15 protein-coding genes and 1 pseudogene are annotated in these 19,015 nt (G+C 71.7%); 8 read left to right on the top strand and 8 right to left on the bottom strand.

Annotated features, from left to right (window positions below):
* Positions 1 to 6: 6 nt before the first annotated feature.
* From AB0J40_RS08575 to AB0J40_RS08565, 3 genes are all read right to left on the bottom strand, one after another.
* Positions 7 to 1,743 (bottom strand): hypothetical protein, encoded by a 1,737-nt coding sequence (locus tag AB0J40_RS08575; RefSeq protein WP_364449441.1) that lies wholly within the window; start codon positions 1,741 to 1,743, stop codon positions 7 to 9.
* A gap of 33 nt (positions 1,744 to 1,776) precedes the next feature.
* A complete protein-coding gene (locus AB0J40_RS08570) occupies positions 1,777 to 4,518 on the bottom strand; it encodes a hypothetical protein (protein WP_364449438.1) in 2,742 nt (913 codons plus the stop codon).
* Between the two features lie 180 nt (positions 4,519 to 4,698).
* A complete protein-coding gene (locus AB0J40_RS08565) occupies positions 4,699 to 5,832 on the bottom strand; it encodes an N-acetylmuramoyl-L-alanine amidase (protein ID WP_364449435.1) in 1,134 nt (377 codons plus the stop codon).
* 141 nt (positions 5,833 to 5,973) lie between these two features.
* Here AB0J40_RS08565 and AB0J40_RS08560 point away from each other — a divergent pair, with 141 nt between their 5' ends.
* Positions 5,974 to 8,196 (top strand): tetratricopeptide repeat protein, encoded by a 2,223-nt coding sequence (locus AB0J40_RS08560; RefSeq protein WP_364449433.1) that lies wholly within the window; start codon positions 5,974 to 5,976, stop codon positions 8,194 to 8,196.
* Positions 8,197 to 8,269: 73 nt separating this feature from the next.
* Here AB0J40_RS08560 and AB0J40_RS08555 read toward each other — a convergent pair whose 3' ends face one another.
* Together AB0J40_RS08555 and AB0J40_RS08550 are read right to left on the bottom strand one after the other, a co-directional pair.
* The gene (locus AB0J40_RS08555) at positions 8,270 to 9,892 is read right to left on the bottom strand and encodes a thiamine pyrophosphate-binding protein (protein ID WP_364449430.1); all 1,623 of its coding nucleotides are present in this window, start codon (positions 9,890 to 9,892) and stop codon (positions 8,270 to 8,272) included.
* A pseudogene (locus AB0J40_RS08550) lies at positions 9,889 to 10,654 on the bottom strand (cyclase family protein). Before AB0J40_RS08550 ends, AB0J40_RS08555 begins: the two are co-directional and overlap by 4 nt.
* A gap of 120 nt (positions 10,655 to 10,774) precedes the next feature.
* Between AB0J40_RS08550 and AB0J40_RS08545 the strand changes: the two are divergent.
* Genes AB0J40_RS08545 through AB0J40_RS08535 form a run of 3 tightly spaced genes read left to right on the top strand, consistent with a single transcriptional unit; the run spans position 10,775 to position 13,040 of the window.
* Positions 10,775 to 11,170 (top strand): GntR family transcriptional regulator, encoded by a 396-nt coding sequence (locus AB0J40_RS08545; protein ID WP_364449428.1) that lies wholly within the window; start codon positions 10,775 to 10,777, stop codon positions 11,168 to 11,170.
* 11 nt (positions 11,171 to 11,181) lie between these two features.
* On the top strand, positions 11,182 to 12,060 hold the full coding sequence (locus AB0J40_RS08540) for an ABC transporter ATP-binding protein (protein ID WP_364449425.1): 879 nt from the start codon (positions 11,182 to 11,184) through the stop codon (positions 12,058 to 12,060).
* The gene (locus AB0J40_RS08535) at positions 12,057 to 13,040 is read left to right on the top strand and encodes an ABC transporter permease (RefSeq protein WP_364449422.1); all 984 of its coding nucleotides are present in this window, start codon (positions 12,057 to 12,059) and stop codon (positions 13,038 to 13,040) included. Before AB0J40_RS08540 ends, AB0J40_RS08535 begins: the two co-directional genes overlap by 4 nt.
* A gap of 136 nt (positions 13,041 to 13,176) precedes the next feature.
* On the opposite strand, the gene AB0J40_RS08530 is transcribed toward AB0J40_RS08535, so the two are convergent.
* Positions 13,177 to 14,022, bottom strand: a complete 846-nt coding sequence (locus AB0J40_RS08530) for an SAM-dependent methyltransferase (protein WP_364449420.1) — start codon at positions 14,020 to 14,022, stop codon at positions 13,177 to 13,179.
* Positions 14,023 to 14,093: 71 nt separating this feature from the next.
* Complete coding sequence (locus AB0J40_RS08525) at positions 14,094 to 14,288, bottom strand: hypothetical protein (RefSeq protein ID WP_364449417.1); 195 nt, start codon at positions 14,286 to 14,288, stop codon at positions 14,094 to 14,096.
* A gap of 198 nt (positions 14,289 to 14,486) precedes the next feature.
* On the opposite strand from AB0J40_RS08525, the gene AB0J40_RS08520 reads away from it, so the two are divergent.
* Positions 14,487 to 15,221, top strand: a complete 735-nt coding sequence (locus AB0J40_RS08520) for a TIM barrel protein (RefSeq protein ID WP_364449414.1) — start codon at positions 14,487 to 14,489, stop codon at positions 15,219 to 15,221.
* A complete protein-coding gene (locus AB0J40_RS08515; RefSeq protein WP_364449411.1) occupies positions 15,218 to 16,318 on the top strand; it encodes a Gfo/Idh/MocA family oxidoreductase in 1,101 nt (366 codons plus the stop codon). Before AB0J40_RS08520 ends, AB0J40_RS08515 begins: the two co-directional genes overlap by 4 nt.
* Here AB0J40_RS08515 and AB0J40_RS08510 read toward each other — a convergent pair.
* Positions 16,315 to 16,902: a TetR/AcrR family transcriptional regulator gene (locus AB0J40_RS08510; RefSeq protein WP_364449408.1), complete on the bottom strand. Its 588-nt coding sequence runs from the start codon at positions 16,900 to 16,902 to the stop codon at positions 16,315 to 16,317. The genes AB0J40_RS08515 and AB0J40_RS08510 overlap by 4 nt on opposite strands.
* 123 nt (positions 16,903 to 17,025) lie before the next feature.
* Between AB0J40_RS08510 and AB0J40_RS08505 the strand changes: the two genes are divergently transcribed.
* Together AB0J40_RS08505 and AB0J40_RS08500 are read left to right on the top strand one after the other, a co-directional pair.
* Positions 17,026 to 17,802 (top strand): DeoR/GlpR family DNA-binding transcription regulator, encoded by a 777-nt coding sequence (locus AB0J40_RS08505; protein ID WP_364449406.1) that lies wholly within the window; start codon positions 17,026 to 17,028, stop codon positions 17,800 to 17,802.
* A complete protein-coding gene (locus AB0J40_RS08500; RefSeq protein ID WP_364449404.1) occupies positions 17,799 to 18,998 on the top strand; it encodes an MFS transporter in 1,200 nt (399 codons plus the stop codon). Before AB0J40_RS08505 ends, AB0J40_RS08500 begins: the two co-directional genes overlap by 4 nt.
* The last annotated feature ends 17 nt before the right edge of the window (positions 18,999 to 19,015 follow it).

Raw genomic sequence — 19,015 nt, 5'->3', positions numbered from 1 at the left:
CGGTGGCTACGGCAGCATCGTTTTCTGCATGAAGCTGATCGAGCCCGGCTGGGCGGGATCGGTGGCGAACTGCTCACCGGCGAAGACGATCACCTGGTGCCACCACGAGTCGGCCTTCGCCGCGGGCTGGAGGCCGTCCTTCCACGGGCGGTTCGCGTCGAACACGTACTCGATCCAGGGGTTCTTGGGATTGGGCGGCATGGTGAAGTAGCTCCGTCCCGCTTCGGGCAGTACCGTGACCGTCGCTCCCGCCTGCCGTAGTCCCGCCTCGAGTTGCCGGGGCGGCACCCCCACGGTGTTCGGCGTCCAGGCGATGAAGATCGCGACTTTCCCCGCGCCACGCGCCCGAGCGGTCGCGGTCAACACGTCGGTGCCTTTGCTGAGGAGCTCCACGGGGTCGAAGGCGATGACGCGACTGACCCGGGTCCTGGTCGCGGATACTTGCAGCGCGGTCCACACGGCCGGTCCGCCGGCGCTGTAGCCGCCGAGCCAGATGTCATCCGCCAACGTGAGAGCCCCGGACGGCGACGGGCTCAGGCCCGGCTGCGGTGGTTGCGGAGGAGTGATCGCGCCCGGGTTCGCCAAGGGCCGCCCCCGCCCCCCGACGAGGTCGCGGCACCACAGCAGGCGCAACGCGGCGGCGGCGCGGTCCGGCAGCCCGGCGCCGGGAATCCCGCCGTAACCGTTCACCTTGCTGAGCAACGGAAGCAGCAGGACCCGAACTTCCTTGCGCTGCTCGAGCAGGAGCGGGGTCGCCCGGCTGAGCGCCTCTTCCATCCCGCACGGCAGGAAGTTGGGTTCGTCCAGCGGGCGGGCTTTCTGTTCGACGTAGGCCAGCCACGGCCGGTAGTCGGGCAGCATGGCCACGTCCGGTTGCCGGGCTTTGACCCGTCCGGAGAGCAGGTAGCGCCCGAGCGTGGCCATGCCCCGGGTCGCCAGGCTCGGGCTTGCCAATCCGTCCGCGGCGGTGGAGGAATACGTCACCGGGACATCACCGGGCGGCCGAAAGAACACGTAGCCGCCGAGGGTGGTGCCGTCCGGGACGTCCGCAGCTGCCTCCGGCACCGAAGCGAACCAGATCATCGGCAGCGTCCGGGTGTTCACCAGCACCACCAGCCGTTTCGACCTGGCGTGTGTTCCCGGCGCGAGGTAGGCGGGATCGAAGTGGACGGAGCTCGCCGGTGCGTTCTTGGGCGTCAGCCGGAAGTGCAGATCCCACCACAGGTTCGTGACGTCGAGGAACTCGGTGTCGACCAGAACCGTGGCGGGGCCGGTCATCCGGAGCAGCGGGTGGATGCCGGTGAAGCCGCGGACGCCGGAGACGGTGCGCACCGGCACGTCCTGGGCGACCGGGTCGTCACCGCCTTGGCGCTTGACCGTCACGTCGTAGCGCGGGGTCTCGAACTTGTCCGGCACCAACCTGCCGTTTCCCGCCGCGGTGAAGTGCTGCGTGAACGTCAGCGCCTCGCATCGCTTGCCTTGCACGGCAACCTGGACGGTGAAGGTGAGCCGGTAGCCGGACGACTGCGCGACCGCGGCGAACCGGACGCCGACGTCGTCGCCTGTTGTCACCAGGCAGTCCAGCCCGGCTGACGGGTCCGACCACTTCGCCTCGTCCGCCGCCGTCAAGGCCGTCAGCACCGCGAGCACGGTCCCGTCCGGTGCGCCGCCGGGGCCGCCGCGCCGCAGGAAGAAGTGCGGTTTCTCCCCGGGGCGACGCCACCGGACCTCGATGTCCGCCACCGGATCAGAGCTCTCGTTCGTGGGCGGCCATCCCTACACCTGCTGACCGGTCTTGGGGTCGTAGGTGACTTCCACCGCGACGACCTGGTCGGTGGGCAGCACCTCGATCCACTGGTCGAAGATCTGGTACGGGTCGGCGGGCCGGAACCCGCCGTCCAGCGGGTCGAACCCGGTCTGGTAGACGGTCTCGGTGGCCAGCGTGTTGGCCATCGTGGTGTTGGCCGTCTGCAGCTGCGCGGCCAGCAGCTCCAGCACTTCGCCGATCTGCTTGCCCTGCCAGTCGGGTGGATCCCCGGCCTGCCAGTCGTAGGTCAGCGTGAGGTTGTCGGTGCCTTCCACCTGGGCCTTCCTCAGCCAGTCGTACGCCGCGGACTCGAAGCCCTGCCGGATGGGCAGCACCACCTTGACCCAGGCTGCGTTGAGGAACTCGTTGCGCCGGGCGTCGCCGTCGGTCTGGATCAGCCAACCCAGCGAACTGCCCATCGGCGCCTGCCGCGAATCCCCGGTGATCAGGTAGTTGACCCGGTACTCCTGGTCGGGGGACGGCGGCTTGCTCGGATCGGTGTTCGTGGCCGTTGCGCCCGGCTTGTTCTCCGACGAGGTGTGCGAATACCAGCTCAGCACGGTCTCGCCGAGCAGCGGGTCACTCTGGTCCAGGAACTTCGGCGCGTCGGACGGAAACCAGACGGCCGGAGGCACCTGGTATCGGCCGAGCGAAGTCGCGCCGGCAGCGCCGATCGAGGCACCAGGGCGCCAGTAGTCGGGCGCCACGAAGTACAGCATCTGGTCGACGTCGAACATCTGGCGGATCAGCTCGGACGCCAGATGCTTGTCCGGGACGATCGACTCCAGCTTCTGGATCAGCTGGGCGTAGACGGCCTGCCGCTCCTCGGCACGCAGGTCTTCGGATGGACGCGGCTTGACCCCACTGACTGTCTTGAGCCGGTCAGCCACCGCGTTCGCATACGCCTTCCGCAGAATCAGCGCCACCGACCGGTCGTAGTCCGCCTGCGCGGCGGCGTTCGCGTCCTTGATCGCCTGCACGGTCGCGGTCAGCGGTTCGTACACGATCGTCGCGTCGAAGGGCAGGGCCATCGCGCCGTGGAAGTTGGCGTGGGTCAGCCGGATCGCGAACGAGTTCTGCGTGATGTTCGGGTTCGGCTTGCCGTGGTCGGGGTTGTCGATGACGTACTGGATGTCCGCGTTGTGAAAGTCGAGTGCCCCGATCTTGCTCATCTGGTACCCGTCCGGTGGGTCCGGCAGCTGGTACTCGAACCAGAACTGGATGATGTCGTTCGAACTACCGACCGGCGTGTGGTGAATGCCGTGGTCATGGTTCTCCGGTTCGGTGTCGTAGTCCTCGTCGTTGTCGGGTCCACCGCCGTCCGACTGCTGAAAAGGCACCGACAGGTGGTACACCACCGGCTTCAGGCCGGGGATCGGCTGCGGCTCCGGCTTCTTCGCCGAGGTGAGGTCCGGCGCGGGCACCACGCTGACCATCTCCCCGATGCCCAGGTGCAGGCCGGGCGCCGTACCGGTGAGGGTGCCGCTCGCGTCCGTCGACAGGCCCAGGAACATCTGCCAGGACAGCTGGCTGCCCAGGTGCTGCAGCTGCACGCCCACCTTGCGCATCTTGCGGCGCAGCTCGTAGTTGACGAGCTTGTCGGTGGTGTTCTGCACGACGTACCGGCGGCTGTTGGTGTCGGTGGTCTCGGTGGTGGTCTTGAACGTGGTCTTGAAGTTGCGGGTGATTTCGCTGGAGACCTTGCTGCTCTGGGTCCGGGTGTGCTTGTGGGTCAGCTCGGAGGAGTGGTTGGTGGTGGTCTTGTTGCTGAAGGTGGCGCTGCCCTCGGCGTGCCAGATGCCGGCGAAGCCGCCGCCGCCCGAGGCGCTGGCGCCCAGTGTGGTGTCGTTGGCGTTGGACTCCTTGACGGCGTCGGCGATGTCGTTCTGGTCGGTCAGGCTCTCCTCGACCTTGCGGTCGGTCGTCTCGGACTGCTCGGCGGTCTGCTCGGTGAGCGTGCGCCGGGTGCTGGTCTCGATGAGCTCGACGGTGCCGCCGGGGCTGAGCCAGAGGTGCCCGGCCGACGTGCCGAGGAACGTGTCGAATTCGAAGAAGTACTCCCGGAACAGGTTCACCAGGCCGACCGGGGACAGCACCGCGTCGGTGAGCGGATGCTCGTCGGCGAACGCGGTGAGCTGGTCACTTGTGAGCGCGGCGGTGAAGCGTTGCGTGTTCTGCCGGCCGCGCCAGCCCATCAGCGGCTGGTACACGCCGAACACCTCGCTGGCGTAGGGCAGCGTGCCGGCGAACTGACCGACGGGACGGCCGTTCGTGACCGGAGGCGCGGGCTTCGGCGCCGGGAGCACCTGCACGTTGGCCGCCGTCCCGCCGGTCGCCGCGGCGTACGGCAGGACCGTCCACGGCCGGCCGGTGGCGCCGCCGACCAGCAGCAGCTCCCGGTCGGACTGACCGGCCGGCGCCACGAACGAGATGGTCTGCGGCCCGATCGCCGGCGTGGCCAGCGTCTTGCCCACGTACTGGCGGCTCAGGTTCGCGTCGTGTTCGAGGAAGGCACCGCCCAGCGCGGCCACGTCCGGATACCGGCGCGGGTCCCGGACGTCGATGTCGGCCGGGACGGCGAGCGCGATGCGCGGTACGGTCGCCAGGTCGTTCTGCGACGGCTGGACGGTGTAGGTCCAGACCTGGTAGTCGGCATCCGGTCCGCGGTTGGCCAGCGGCACCTTGCCGGTGAACGTGACGAGCAGCGACACGTTTCCCCCTCGTGTGAACGCATCTTCGACGGACAAGGTGCCGGACGGCGCGATTGTCGGAAGCGATTACCACGCTAGCCTTTTCCCGCGACCGAATCCCCGAAACGCCCGCAAGTACGCACCAAGAGGCATGACAACGCGCTGCCCGGCTGATCGGAAATCCGTGGCGTGGATCGGCGTTCAGGAGGCGAATTTCTCCCAGACGTCAACGCGGTCCGCCCGGGCGCGGAGCATGCCGTAGCGGGTGGTCATGTCGGTGGGCGAGGTCCAGCCGAACTCCGCGGAGACGTACTTGCCGTTGGCCGCCTTGTAGGCGGTGTAGGAGCCGTGGTGTTCGAGCGTGAACTGCTCCCACGGGCCGATCTTGTCGGCGCGGGCGCGGAGCATGCCGTAGCGGGTGGTCATGTCGGCTGGGCTGGTCCAGCCGAGCTCGGCCGAGACGTACTTCCCGTTGTAGGCGCGGAAGGCCACCTTGCGGTCGCCGAGCCCGATGCGGGTGTAGGTCTCCCAGATGCCGGGGTTGCCGGACGTACGCGCCCGCAGCATCCCGTAACGGGTCGTCATGTCGGCTGGGCTGGTCCAGCCCAGTTCGGCGGCGACGTAGTTGTCGTTGAACGTCGATCGCAGGTGGTAGCCCGGGCGGTCGATGGCGGCGAAGACGTCCTCGCGCAGCTTCGGCAGCATCGAGTACAGCTGGTTGCCCGGGCATTCGGTGGCGAAGTAGTCGCGGTGGCCCTTGATGTCGTCCACCGAGATGCCGTACTGCTGGCAGACGTAGGCGCAAAGCTGGACGAGGCTGTCCCACTGCGCCTGCGTCGGCGTGGCCGAGGTGTAGAGGCCCTCGTTCTCGATCCCGATCGAGTCGGTGTTGCGGCCGGGGCAGTGCGCGCCCTCGATCATGCGGTGGCCGTCGTGCAGCGCGTCGAGGCTGCCGTGCCGCCCTTCCAGGACGTAGCCACCGCGGGTGTTGGTGAAGTGCTGGCCGGTGTCCGGCCAGCCGTTGCCGTCCATGTGGAAGTCCTGGATCTGCCTCGCCAGGCCGATCGCGTGTGCCCGGGTGTAGTCGGTGGTGTTCGGGTCGGTGGTGTGGTGGATGAGGATCTTCGTCGCCGGGCTGGTGACCACGGGCAGCGACGACCATCTCGCGGGCCGTGCACCCCAGTCGGCACACGAGATGACGCCGGGGCTCGGCATCGCGCTCGCCGGGCCGGCTGTCACGATCGACAGATCGAAGCCGCCGGCGGCCACGAGGCCGGTTGCGGCGATGCCCTTGAGCGCGGTCCGCCGGGAGAAGACCGGAAAATTTGTTGTCATGCAGCGACCTTCGCGTCCTTCGGCGGGAGTGGACAAGCGTTCGCGGCGTTCGCCGAACACCTCGCGAACATCGTCTGGTTGGTGGAGTCCGCTCGTCGGCGCCTCGGGGACGATGGAACCCGGCGAGGGAGGAGGCGAACGGTGGGCGAGGGGATGGCACCCGGGGAAGCCGCCGCCGTCGCACGGCTGGGTGCCGCGCTACGAGATGTCCGGACCACCACGGGGTTGTCGCTGCGGGGGTTGGCGAAGCGGTTCGGGGTGATCGGGGCCAGCGCGCTCGTCGAGTACGAGCACGGACGGCGCCTCGTCCCCGAGGACATTATCGGTTTCTACGAGCGGGAATTCGGGCCCGCGGCCGAAGGACTGCGTCCCCTGCACGCCGCCGCACTGCGCGAGCGGAGCGGGGCTGGCCGCCGCGAGCTCGCCCAGCTGCCTGCCGACCTCGCCGATTTCGCCGGCCGCGAGACCGAGTTGGCGTCGCTGGTGTCCTGGGCGACGCAACCGCGCAGCGGCCTCGGTGTGGCGTGTTTGTCCGGCGCGCCGGGGATCGGGAAGACCAGCCTGGCTGTGCGGTTCGCGCACCAAGTCGCGGACCGCTTTCCCGACGGCCAGCTCTTCGTCGACCTCCAGGGAACGAAGACACCGCCGCCCCGCGCCGAAGACCTCCTCGGCGAGCTGCTCAGTGCGCTGGGTGTGTCCGCCGCTGTGTTGCCCGTCGGCGTGAACGCGCGCGGCGGGATGTTCCGGTCGCTGGTGCGCGGGAAACGGCTTCTGGTCGTGCTCGACAACGCCGCCGACGAGAGCCAGGTACGGCCGCTGCTGCCCGGCCACCGTGAGGCGCTGGTCGTGGTCACCGCACGCGGCCCGCTGACCGGCCTCGACACCGCTGCCCAGCTCCTGCTCGGCGAGCTCGACGCGGTCTCGGCGTTCGAACTGTTCCGCCGGGTGGTGGGGGCGGAGCGGGTCGCCGCCGAGCTCGCACAGTCACGACGTATCGTCGACCACTGCGGCGGTCTGCCGCTCGCCACCCGGCTCGCGGCGGCCCAGCTCACGGCGTGGCCGCGGAGCAGGCTGCTCGACCTCGCCGAGCAACTCGGGCAACGCGCGCGGCGGCTGGAGTCCCTGCGCGCCGGCGACCGCGCCGTTCGCGGCGCGTTCGAGGCCTCCTACCAGGCGTTGCCCGCGTCCGCGCGCACCGTGTTCCGCCGCCTGGCCCTGATGCCCGGACCCGATTTCGCGATGTCGGCCGCACCCGAAGACGGCGAGCGTGCGGTGGCCGAACTGGTCCGGCGGGGGCTGCTCCAGCCGTCGGCTCAGGTCGGGCGCTACCGGCTGCACGACCTGATCAGGCTGTTCGCCGCCGAACGCCTTGACGCCGAAGAATCGCCGGCCGAGCGCGAAACCGCCGAGCGCGCCCTGCTGCACACGCTCCTCCACGACGCCGTCGACGCGGGCAGCGTCCTCGATCCGTCCTTGCCCACCCCGGCGGACGGCCGGTTTCGCGAGCGCGCGTCCGCGGTCCGCTGGCTCGACACGGAGCGCCGCGGAGTGGTCGCCGCCGTCCGGCGTGCATGCGAACTCGGCATGGCCGGCTCGGTGTTCGGAGTGCTCGCCGCGCTGCCGTGGTACTGGGACCTGCGGTGCCACTGGGAAGACTGGCGCGAGGCCAACACGCACGTTCTCGCGCTCGCCGAGCGCATGGATCGCCTCGAGGAGCAGCTGACCGCGCACAACGGGCTCTCGATCGTGTCCCGCCAGCTCCACGACCCGGAAACAGCGATCTGTCACGCTCAGGCAGCCCTCGCCATGGCCCGCAAGCTGGGCAGGCTCGACGACGAGGCCTGCGCGCTGGACCGGCTCGGGTGTGCGCTGGGCGACCTGGGCGCGCACGAGGAAGCGGTGGAACACCTGCGGGAGGCGTGCCGGCTCAACGAGGAAGTCGGCGACGTCTGGGCGAGCGCGGCCTCCGTCCGTCACCTCGGGCACGTGTTGCACGCCTGCGGTCGGCTCAGGGAGGCGGCGGTGCAGCTGCGCCGCGCCGTCGGGTTGTTCGGTGAGCACGGCGCTTGGCGATCCGAAGCGATGGCTCGCTGCTGGTACGGAGACGTCCTGCTCGACCAGCGGGCACCGGCCCAGGCCGCCGAGCAGTACGAGGCGGCGCGGGACAGCTTCACCGCGCAGGACGACGCCTGGGGCGTCGCGCTCGCCCGGCTCGGCCTCGGCCGGGTGTACACGTCGGAAGGGGACACAGCGCGCGCAACACGCGAACTCACCGCTGCGGCCGAGACGTTCGCAGCGCTCAGGGACAGCCGTCACGAAACCGCCGTCCTGCGTGCATTGAGCGCACTCGGCTCGAAGAGTTGATCGACTCGCTGCGTCCGGCGTTGTCGCGGGGCCCGCCGGCAAGTGCTCGGCCAGGGCGGCGGCGCCGGCCGGGTCAGTGCTTGAACGCCTCCGCGAGCCACCAGGAACCGCCGTCGTCGGCGATCTTGGCGTCGATGACCAGCGGTGCGTCGCGTGGACCCGCGAGCCATTCGCGCACCGCGAAGAGGTCTTCCGCCGATCGCACGGTGACGCCGTCGGCGCCGAAGCCGCGGCCGATCGCGGCCAGGTCCGATTCGGGGAAGCGGACCGTCGTCATGTCGGCGTCGCCGAAGTGGTGGACCTCCGCGCCGTAGGCGGCGTCGTTGTAGACGATCACCACCAGCGGCAGGCCGAGCCGGACCGCGGTGTCCAGTTCGGACAGTGCCATGTGGAACCCGCCGTCGCCGGTGCCGAGCACCGGCAGCCGGTCCGGGCGGGCGAGCGCCGCGCCGATCGCCGTGCCCAGGCCCAGTCCGATGCTCTGGAACGCCTGCGTGAAGCAGAATCCCTGTTCGTCGGGCACCGACAGGTACGCGCTCGGGTAGCCCATGAAGTTGCCGGAGTCGATCGAGACGATCCGCTCGGCGGGCAGCAGCTCGTCCAGGAGCCGGCTCAGCGTCCGCGGGTCGATCCGGCCGTCCCGGGAGAGGTCGTCGTGCTCGACGTCGGTCCAGCGGCCGGTGGCGATCCGCTGCGAGACTTCCTCCGAGCGGTAACCCGGCTTCTCCTTCACCACCGTGAGGACGTCCGCGGCGGTGCTCGCGACGTCGCCGGTGACGCCGAGGTCGATCGGCCGGTGCGCGCCCAGGGCGCTCTGCTCGACGTCGACCTGGACGAGCTTCGCGTGCGGGCTGAGCAGCTTCCCGTGCCGGGTGGTCCACATGTTCAGCGCGCAGCCCCAGCCGACGACGAGGTCGGCGCCGACGATCAGCTCCGCGGCCCGCGGCGAGGCGAAGCCGCCGGAGATGCCGAGGGCGAACTCGTCGCCGTGGAAGAGCCCGTGCGCGACGGCCGACGTCGCCAGCAGCGCCCCGCACCGGGAAGCCAGTTCCCGCAACGGTTCCCGGCTGCCGCGCGCGCCGCGGCCGGCGATGAACACGGGCCGTTCGGCGGCGTCGAGGAGCTCGGCGAAGGCCGCGACCGCGGCCGCGTCCGGACGCACGAGCGCGGGGCCGGGGACGTCCGGCAGCTCGCCCGGCGCGTCCGGCGCGGGCTGGGCCTGCACGTCCAGGGGCAGGTTCAGCACCACCGTGCGGCGCTGCTGCCGCGCGGTCCGGAAGGCCCGCACGGTGTCGGCGACGGCGCTCGCGGCCGAGTGCACCCGCTCCGGCACGGCACCGACCGCGGCGGCGAGCCCGTCCTGGTCGACGCGGAAGTTCGAGAGCACCGACGCGCCCGCGGAGTCGGCGGTGAGCACCAGCATCGGCGTCCGGCTCTTGGCCGCCTCGGTGATGCCGGTCATCGCGTTGGTCAGCCCGCACCCCTGGTGCAGCGACAGGACCGACACCCGCCCGCTGATCCGCGCGTACGCGTCGGCCATGCTCGCCGCGCCGCCTTCGTGGCGGGCGGCGACGAACCGGACGCCACCCGCGCGCAGCGCGTTCGTCACCTCGAAGTTGCCGCTGCCCACCACGCCGAACGCCGGGCCGGCGCCGAGGCCGGCCAGCGTGCGGCCGACGAGTTCGGCGACGTTCACCGCTCCACCAGGGCCAGCACGCGGGCCGGGCTGCCGGAGCCACCGACGATCGGCAGCGGCGAGACGACCAGCAGCGTGCCGGTCGGCGGCAGCGCGGCCAGGTTCTGCAGCTGGGTCAGGCCGTGCTTCCCGGCGCCCAGCAGGAGTTCGTGGCAGGGGAACATCGGCTCGAGGCTGGCCCGCGTCGGTGCCGACGGTCTCCACGCCGAGCCCGGTGATCGGGGTTTCCTCGGCCAGCCACCGCGCGCACTCGGGCGAGACGCCGGGGGAGTGCGAGCCGGTGTCGTCGGCGTTGAGGAAGGCGTCCTGGTCGTGGCTGCGCGCGTCCCAGCCGGTGCGGTAGAGCAGCCAGCCGCCGTCGGGCAGCGGGCCGTGCTCGGCCGTCCACGCGCGGACGTCGTCGATCGAGAGCAGGAAGTCCGGGTTCTCGGCCGCCCGTGCGGAGAAGTCGAGCACGACCGCGGGCGCCACCAGTGTCTTCAGCGGCACCCGCGAGACGTCGTGACCGTCCTTTCCGGACACCCAGTGCACCGGCACGTCGAGGTGGGTCCCGGTGTGCTCGCCGGTGTGGATGTCGTTCCAGTACCACCGCGGGCCGCGCTCGTCGTAGCGGCTGATCTCCTCGAGCCGGAACGGGATGGTGTTGGCGAACGGTTCCGGCAGCCGCAGGATCGGCGTGCTCGCGCTCAGGGGAGCGGTCAGGTCGACGATCTCGACCGACCCGTCGCCGAGCGCCTTGCTCAGCCCGTCCAACAACGACATGCCTGCCTCCCGGGTGCCGGTGTGCGTCTCGATCGAGACCTTATGCCCGCCGGGCGCTCCTTGACAGCTCCGTGGTCGCGGGTGTTGTCTTAATGTCGTAAGACAATAGGAAGGTGTCGGGTGATCGAGTTCGTCCTGGACGGCCGCTCGCGGGTCGCCACGTACATGCAGCTCGTCGTCCAGGTGAAGCAGGCGCTGAGGGTCGGCCTGCTGCGCCCCGGCGACCAGCTGCCGAAGGTGCGCGAAGTGGCCCAGGCGCTGGCGATCAACCCGAACACCGTGCTCAAGGCCTACCGCGAGCTGGTCCTGGAGGGACTCGCGGAAGGCAGGCCGGGGGTGGGCACGTTCGTCACCGGCGACCTCGCCGGGCCGTCACTGGGCAGCCAGGCGCGGCTGCGCGACGAGCTGGTGTCCTGGCTGGAGCGCGCCGAAGCCGCGGGGATGTCGCCCGACGACATCGCGGCCCTCATCGAGACCACGTTGCGGGGCACCGCGGTGCCCCGCAACCTTGCGTAGGGAGTTCCGGAATGGAGCTGGCCGTGCAGACCCGGGCGCTGGGCAAGCGCTACGGGCGCACCTGGGCGTTGCAGGACTGCGCGCTGGACGTGCCCGCCGGGCGGATCGCCGCACTGGTGGGCCCGAACGGCGCGGGCAAGACGACACTGCTGCACCTGGCCGTCGGGCTGCTGCGGCCGGACGCGGGGGAGGTGCGCGTGTTCGGCCGCGACCCGCGGTCGGTGCTCCCCGACATCGGGTTCGTCGCGCAGGACACCCCGCTGTACCGCGACTTCACCGCGGCCGAGCTCGTCACGATGGGCGGCAAGCTGAACCGCCGCCGCTGGGACGCCGCGCTGGCCCGCGAGCGGCTCGCCATGCTCGGCATCCCGCCGGACCGGCCGGTCGGCAAGCTGTCGGGCGGGCAGCGGGCGCAGGTCGCGCTGGCGCTGGCCCTGGCCAAGCGCCCGCGGCTGCTGCTGCTCGACGAGCCCATCGCCAGCCTGGACCCGTTGGCGCGCCGCGAGTTCATGCAGGCGCTGATGGGGGCGGTGGCCGAGAGCGAGACGACCGTCCTGCTGTCTTCGCACCTGCTCGCCGACCTCGAGCGCAGCTGCGACTACCTGATCGTCCTGCAGCAGTCCCGGGTCCAGCTGACCGGGGCGGTCGACGAGCTGCTCGACACGCACCGCACGCTGGTCGGCCCGCGGGCCGGCAGCGAGTCGATCGCCGGGGTCGCGAAGGTGGTCCGCGCGAGCCACACCGAACGCCAGTCGACCCTGCTCGTCCGCCGCGGCGACGGACCGGTCGATCCCTTGTGGACGGAGCACGAGGTCACGCTCGAGGACTTGGTGCTCGCGTACCTGGCCGAAGCGACGGCGACCCGGGTCGAGTGGGAGGTGCCGGCATGATCTGGCTGACCTGGCGCCAGCACCGCAGGCAGGCGCTGTTCACCCTCGGCGCGCTGGCCGTGCTCGCCGCGATCATGGTCCCGACGGGCCTGGCGATGCACACGAAGTACGACAGCCTCGGCCTGCCCGCCTGCCGCGAGGCGCTCGGCAGCGCGTCGATGATCACGCAGACCGAAGCGGTTTCGCGGTGCGAGAGCCTGGGCCACCAGTTCCAGCAGGAGTTCAGCGGCATGGTGTTCGTCGCGGTCCTGTTCGTGGTGCTGCCGGTCCTGGTCGGCGTGTTCTTCGGCGCGCCGCTGGTGTCCCGCGAGTTCGAGCAGGGCACCCACCGTCTCGTGTGGACACAGGGCGTCAGCCGCCTGCAATGGGCGCTGGCGAAGTTCGGCCTGGTCGGCGCGATCACCGTGGTGCTGGCGGTGGGATACGCGCTGGGCGTGTCGTGGTGGTTCCGGCCGCTGGTGTCCGCGTCGACCGGCCGGCTGACGTACTTGTCGTTCGACGTCCAGGGCGTGGTGCCCGTCGCGTACACGCTGTTCGCGCTGGCGCTGGGGATCTTCGCGGGGACGTACTGGCGCAAGGTGCTGCCGGCCATGGGGATCTCGCTGGTCGGCTTCGCGGCGGTCCGCGTGGCGATCGAGGTCCTGGCCCGGCCGCGGTACCTGCCGGCGCGGACGTTGTCGTTCTCGCCGGCGGGCGACCAGACGCCCAACCCGGCATCGGGCGACTGGGTGATGTCGGAGGGCGTCCGCAACGCGGCGGGGGAGCTAGTGCTGCCGAACGCCCGGATCGGCCCGTGCCCGCCGAGCGGCTGCGGCGCCGGCCCGGGTCCCGGCGAGGCGGGGGCGGGTGCGTACAACTGGATGGAGTTCCAGCCGGGGGACCGGTTCTGGACGTTCCAGGCGATCGAGACGGGGATCTTCGCCCTCCTGGCGGCGGCGCTGGTGTACTTCGCCCTCCGCCGGCTGCGCACGATCGCTTGACCGGAAGCGCCCCAATGTGGCCTTGGTTGCGTCTTACGCACCCAAGGCCACATTGGGTGCGTCTGACGCACCGAAGGCCACATTGGGGCGCTCGCCGGCCGGGCTCAGTTCGGCGACACCGGCACCGGTGGCTGGGCTAGCGCTTGACCCCGACGATGCCGGCCACGCACTTCGCCGACCCCGACAGCGGGGTGAGCCGGGGGCCGTCCGGCCACCACTCGTCGCACACCGCCAGGCCGGGGCCCGAGGTCGCGTTCGGCTGGAGGAACTCCAGGCCCGGCAGCATCGCCTCGATCTCCACGCGGGTGCGGAACCGGCCGGCGCCCAGCGGGCCCTGCACCAGGATCTGCTCGATCCGCTTCGCGATCTCGGTCAGCTCCGGCACCTCGGGGTCGAAGAAGTGCGACAGCACCACGTACGAGCCCGGGGCGAGCGCGTCGATGTACTCGCGCATGACGTCGACCGCGCCGTCGCCCTCGAAGTGGTGCATCGTGCCGACGTGCAGCAGCGCGACCGGCTCCGAGAAGTCGATGTGCCGCCGCACCTCCTCGTTGGCGAGCACCGCCTCCGGCTTGAAGATGTCCGCCTCGACCATGTGCGTGAAGTCGTTCTCCACGAGCAGCGCGCGGCCGTGGGCGAGGACCACCGGGTCGTTGTCGACGTAGACGACGGTGTTGTCCTTGTCGATGCGCTGGACGATCTGGTGCGTGTTCTCCGCCGTCGGCAGCCCCGAGCCGCAGTCGAGGTACTGCCGGATCGAGGTCTGGTTCGCCAGCATCCGCAGCGCGCGGTTGTGGAAACCGCGGTTGCCGCGGGCGATGTCGACCGCTTCCGGGACCGCCGTGCGGATCTTCTCCATCACGACCCGGTCGACCTCGTAGAAGTTGTTGCCGCCGAGGAAGCCGTCGTAGATCCGCGCGATGCTCGGCCGGTCGGGGTCGACTCCCACCGGCGTCTGGCTCGGGGACAGCGTCTCGGGCATGGCGACCTCGCAGGAACTTCGGCGTGGGGCCACCCAGCGTAGTAGTTCGCGTCCGCGCGGTAAACGCGAGGTCAGCCGCTCGGCCGAAGCCGCTGGTCAGGGATGTCGTCGCGGGCGCGTTCGGCGCGTTCGCGACGCAGCCGCTGGAGGTGCTGCTCGATCCGCCGGTCGAGGTCCAGCGCGGCCTCGGACAGTTCCGCCAGGTCGCGACGGGACCCCGGGCGCCCGACGGCTCCGGTGTCCACTTCGTCCCCTGTCCTGTCCACTCGCGGCACCTCCTGGATCGGATCGGCCCTGACCCCCGTTCAAGGCGTTACTGCCCCAACCGGCGCAAGCCAAAACACGACGCGTCGTGATGCCGGGCACGTCGTGCCGCCGTCCGGTGGACCGGCGGCGAAATCCCTGGTGCCAATTTTGACCGAGTGGTAGAAATTCAGCGAACCCCGCGACCCCAGGAGCCGGTGATGAGCGAGCTTTCCGTGCAGCTGTATTCGGTCCGCGACGCCTTCGCGGCCGATCCCGACGGCACCCTGCGGCAGCTCGCCGCCCTCGGGTTCACGCAGGTCGAGCCCTACGGCGTCGTCGAAAACGCCGAAGCGCTGCGGGCCGGCCTGCCCGCGCACGGCCTGACCGCCCCGACCGCGCACGCCCGGCTGATCGGGGCCGACCAGGCCGCCGTCTTCGCCGCCGCGGCCGAGCTGGGCATCGGCCTGGTCATCGACCCGTTCGTCCCGCCCGAGCAGTGGCAGGACCCGGCCGACGTCGCCGCGACGGCGGACGCGCTCAACGCGGCCGCGAAGGTCGCGGCCGAGCACGGCGTGCAGGTCGGCTACCACAACCACTGGTGGGAGCTCCGAAACCGGATCGACGGCCGCAGCGCCTTCGAGGTCTTCGCCGACCAGCTCGACCCCGCCGTCGCGCTGGAGGTCGACACCTACTGGGCCACCGCGGGCGGCGAGGACGCGCCCGCGCTGCTGCGCCGGCTCGGTGACCGCGTCCGCGCGATCCACGTCAAGGACGGCGGCCTCGCCACCGACGCCACCGGCCAGGTGCCCGCCGGGCAGGGCCGGGTGCCGGTCGCCGACGTGCTCGCCGCCGCGCCGGCCGCGCTGCGCGTGGTCGAGTTCGACGCCTACGACGGCGACCTCTTCGCAGCCATCGCCGCCAGCCGCGCGTTCCTGACCGGGGCCGGCCGGTGACCGGCGGGCCGGTCGGCGTCGGCGTCATCGGCACCGGCGTCATCAGCGGTACCTACCTCGAGAACCTGACGAGCTTCCCGGACGTCCGCGTGCTGCGGGTCGCCGACCTCGACGTCGAGCGCGCGGCCGCCCGCGCGGCCGAGTACGGCGTGCCGCACTCGGGCACGGTGGCCGAGCTGCTCGACGATCCCGGGATCGAGATCGTCGTCAACCTGACCGTCCCGGCGGCGCACGTCGACGTCGGCCTCGCCGCCCTCGAAGCGGGCAAGCACGTCTGGGCCGAGAAGCCGCTGGCCCTGGACCGCCAGACCGGCCGCAAGCTCCTCGATCGCGCACGGGAGAAGAACCTGCGCGTGGCGAGCGCGCCCGACACCGTCCTCGGCGCCGCGCTGCAGACCGCGCGCAACGCCGTCGACGCGGGCCGGATCGGCAAGCCCATGACCGCGCTGGCCCTGTTCCAGGTGCCGGGGCCGGAAGCGTGGCACCCCGCGCCGGAGTTCTACTTCCAGCCCGGCGGCGGCCCGCTGCTCGACATGGGCCCGTACTACCTGACGACGCTGGTGCACCTGCTCGGCCCGATCCGGCGGGTCACCGGCGCGGGCGGCCGGGCGCGCGACACCCGGGTCGTCGGCTCCGGCCCGCGCGCGGGGACCGAGTTCCCGGTGCGGGTGCCGACGACGGTCACCGCGCTCGTCGAGTTCGAAGCCGCCTCGGCGCAGATCGTGCTGAGCTTCGATTCGGCGCTCAAGCGCACCGGGCTCGTGGAGCTGACCGGCACGCTCGGCACCGCGGAGCTGCCGGACCCCAACCGGTTCGACGAGCCGACCCGGCTGCACCTGCTCGGTCACGACGAGCCGGAAGAGCTGCCGGCGCGGGGACACGCGGCTTCGCGCGGCACCGGGACGCTGGAGCTGGCGCGGGCGATCCGCGCCGGCGTGCCGGAACGCGCGTCCGGCGAGCTGGCCTACCACGTGCTCGACGCGATGCTGGCCATCGACGAGTCCATGACCCGCGGGCAGCCGGTGGAGGTCGCGAGCACCGTCGACGTCCCGCCCGCGCTGCCGGTGGGCTGGGACCCCTACGCGAAGACCCTCTAGAGCGGGACGGTGAGCAGGTTCTGCAGGTAGAAGCGCAGCGAACCGACCAGGTCGACGTCGCCCGGGACGGTCAGCCACTGCACCTGCAGGCCGTCCATGAGCGCGATGAACGTCAGCGTGGCCAGCTCCGGGTCGACACCGTCCCGGAGCTGGCCGCGTTCGGCCAACACCGCGAACGACTCGTGCACGCCGGCGCGCGCGGCCCGGTAGTGGCGGACGAAGTACTCGTGCGCCGGGTGGTCGGCGGCGACCGCCTCGGCGGCGAGCCGGGAGTACAGGTCGACGATCCCGGGGTGGCGGACGTTGTGCTCGGCGAGCGCGACGAAGTGGCGCAGCACTTCGAGCCCGGGCGGCACGGTGAGCTGCTCGCGCTCGGAGTCCTCGGTGTCGCGCCGCTCGAGCACGGCTGCGAGCAGCGCCTCCTTGGTGGGGAAGTAGTAGAGCAGGCCGGCGTGCGAGATCCCGACGCGTTTGGCGATCTCCCGCAGCGACGAGCCGTGGTAGCCGAGCTCGCCGTACGCCGCGGCCGCCGCCGTGATGATGTCCTCGCGGCGGATCCGGCCCTTCAGGTAGCCCCCGGTCACGGGGTCGCGGTGGTGTCGGCGGCGTGCACGGGCCCATCATGCCGCAGCGGCCTTTCGCACAAACCGCGTGATCGGCCGAACAAACCGGTTGTGCGAACGCGCGTGGCTTGCGAGCATCGCCGGGTGAAGAGCGCGGAACGGCAGCGGATCATCGTGGAGCGGCTGCGCGACGCCGACCAAGTGGCCGTCGCGGAGCTCGCTTCGGCGACCGGCGCGTCCGAGATGACCGTGCGCCGGGACCTGGACCAGCTCGCCTCGCGCGGGGTCCTGCGGCGCGTGCACGGCGGGGCCGTCCCGGCGTCGCCGTCGGGGATCGAGCCGCCGTTCGCCGCCCGGGCGACGGACGCGGTCGACGCCAAGCGGGCCATCGCGGCCGCGGCGGCCGAGCTGGTCCGCGACGGCGAAACGATCGTCCTCGACAGCGGCACCACCGCGCTGGAGTTCGCGCGGCTCCTGCGCGGACGCCCGGTCACCGTCCTGCCGCTGTCGCTGCACGCGGTCCGCGAGCTGGCCGACGACCCGGCCGTCCGGCTGCTGCTGCCCGGCGGCGAGCCGAGGCCGGGGGAGCAGGCCCTGGTGGGTCCGCTGACCGTCGCGTCGCTGCGGGCGCTGCGCTTCGACGTCGCCGTGCTGAGCCCGTGCGCGTTCGCCCTCGACGCCGGGCTGACCGCCTTCGACCTGGGCGACGCCGAAGTCAAGCGGGTGGCGCTCGACGTCGCGGCCCGCGCGATCGTCCTCGCCGACGGCGCCAAGTGGGGCCGCGCCACGCTCGCCCACGTCTGCCCCGCCGACCGCCCCGACGTGGTGGTCACCGACCCGGGCGCGCCCGAGGACCAGCGCGCGGCGCTGGCCGGGCTGGGTGTGCTCGTGCACGTCGCCGTCCCCCTGGAGAACCGATGACCGCCCCGCCCCGCCCGCGCGCCGCCCGGTTCGCGACCTTCATGTTCTTCGGCCTCAACGGCTTCGCGATGGGCATGTGGGTGGTGCACATCCCGAACGTCGAGCGCGCGACCGGCATCTCGCACAGCACGCTGGGCGCGCTGCTGCTCGTGCTCGGCGGCGCGGCGTTCGCGGGCATGCAGATCGCCGGCCCGCTGGTCGACAAGCTCGGCCACCGCAGGCTGGTCCCCGCGGCGGGCGTCCTGCTCGGGCTCGCGGTGTGCGCCCCCGGGTTCGCGAACTCGTGGTGGACGCTGGGGCTTTCCCTGATCTTCTTCGGCTTCGGCAACGGCGCGATCGACGTCGGGATGAACTCGCACGCGGTGGTGGTGGAGCGGGCCTACCCGCGCCCGATCATGGCGGCGTTCCACGCGATGTGGTCGATCGGCGGCGCGTTCGCGGCGGTCATCGGCGCGGCGACACTCGGCGCGGGCGTGCCGACCGGCGTGACGCTCACGTGCACCGGCCTGCTGTGCGTGGTGCTTTCCCTGGTGTCGGCACGGTTCCTGATGGAGCCGTCCGAAGAGACTGCAGTGCCCGCGGTGGCGGCGGAAGAGTCCGCCACGGAGCCGGTCCGCCGCCGCCCGCCGGGCCGCGTGGTGTGGCTGCTCGGCCTGCTGGCGCTGGCGCTGATGCTGTCGGAGGGCGTGGCGAACGACTGGGCGGCGCTGCACATGGAGAAGGTCCTGGGCACCTCGGCGTCGACGGCGGCACTGGCGTACGGCGCGTTCGCGGTGGCGATGACAACGGGCCGCTTCTTGACGGACCGCGTCGCGGCCTGGGCGGGCCCGGCGGCGATCGTCCGCTACGGAGCGACGCTGGCGGCGGTGGGGTTGACGACGGCCGCGGCGGCGCCGTGGGTCCCGGTGTCGCTGGTGGGCTGGGCGCTGTTCGGGCTCGGGCTGTCCGGCGGGGTCCCGCAGCTGTTCACCGCGGCGGGCAACCTGGACACGCGGGCGTCGGGAGCGTTGATGGCCCGGGTGGTCGGGCTCGGGTACGTCGGGCTGCTGGCCGGCCCGGCGCTGATCGGCGGACTGACGAAGTGGATGCCGCTGAACGTGACGTTCGCGGTCCCGGTGGTCCTGTGCGTACTGGCGGCGGTGTTCGCCGGAGTCCTGAACCCGAAGCCGGAGCCGGCGAAGCAACCGGTCGCCTGAGTAGACCCCGCCCGGAA

It is taken from the genome of Amycolatopsis sp. NPDC049691, assembly GCF_040675005.1.
Lineage (GTDB): Bacteria > Actinomycetota > Actinomycetes > Mycobacteriales > Pseudonocardiaceae > Amycolatopsis.
The sequence above is the reverse complement of the archived record's forward strand: the minus strand, read 5'-3'. Positions and strand labels throughout refer to the sequence as shown.

Coding starts and splice junctions, on each gene's coding strand:
- AB0J40_RS08565 (WP_364449435.1), bottom strand. CDS start 5,832: ATGACAACAAATTTTCCGGTCTTCTCCCGGCGGACCGCGCTCAAGGGC.
- AB0J40_RS08540 (WP_364449425.1), top strand. CDS start 11,182: ATGGAGCTGGCCGTGCAGACCCGGGCGCTGGGCAAGCGCTACGGGCGC.
- AB0J40_RS08535 (WP_364449422.1), top strand. CDS start 12,057: ATGATCTGGCTGACCTGGCGCCAGCACCGCAGGCAGGCGCTGTTCACC.
- AB0J40_RS08530 (WP_364449420.1), bottom strand. CDS start 14,022: ATGCCCGAGACGCTGTCCCCGAGCCAGACGCCGGTGGGAGTCGACCCC.
- AB0J40_RS08520 (WP_364449414.1), top strand. CDS start 14,487: ATGAGCGAGCTTTCCGTGCAGCTGTATTCGGTCCGCGACGCCTTCGCG.
- AB0J40_RS08500 (WP_364449404.1), top strand. CDS start 17,799: ATGACCGCCCCGCCCCGCCCGCGCGCCGCCCGGTTCGCGACCTTCATG.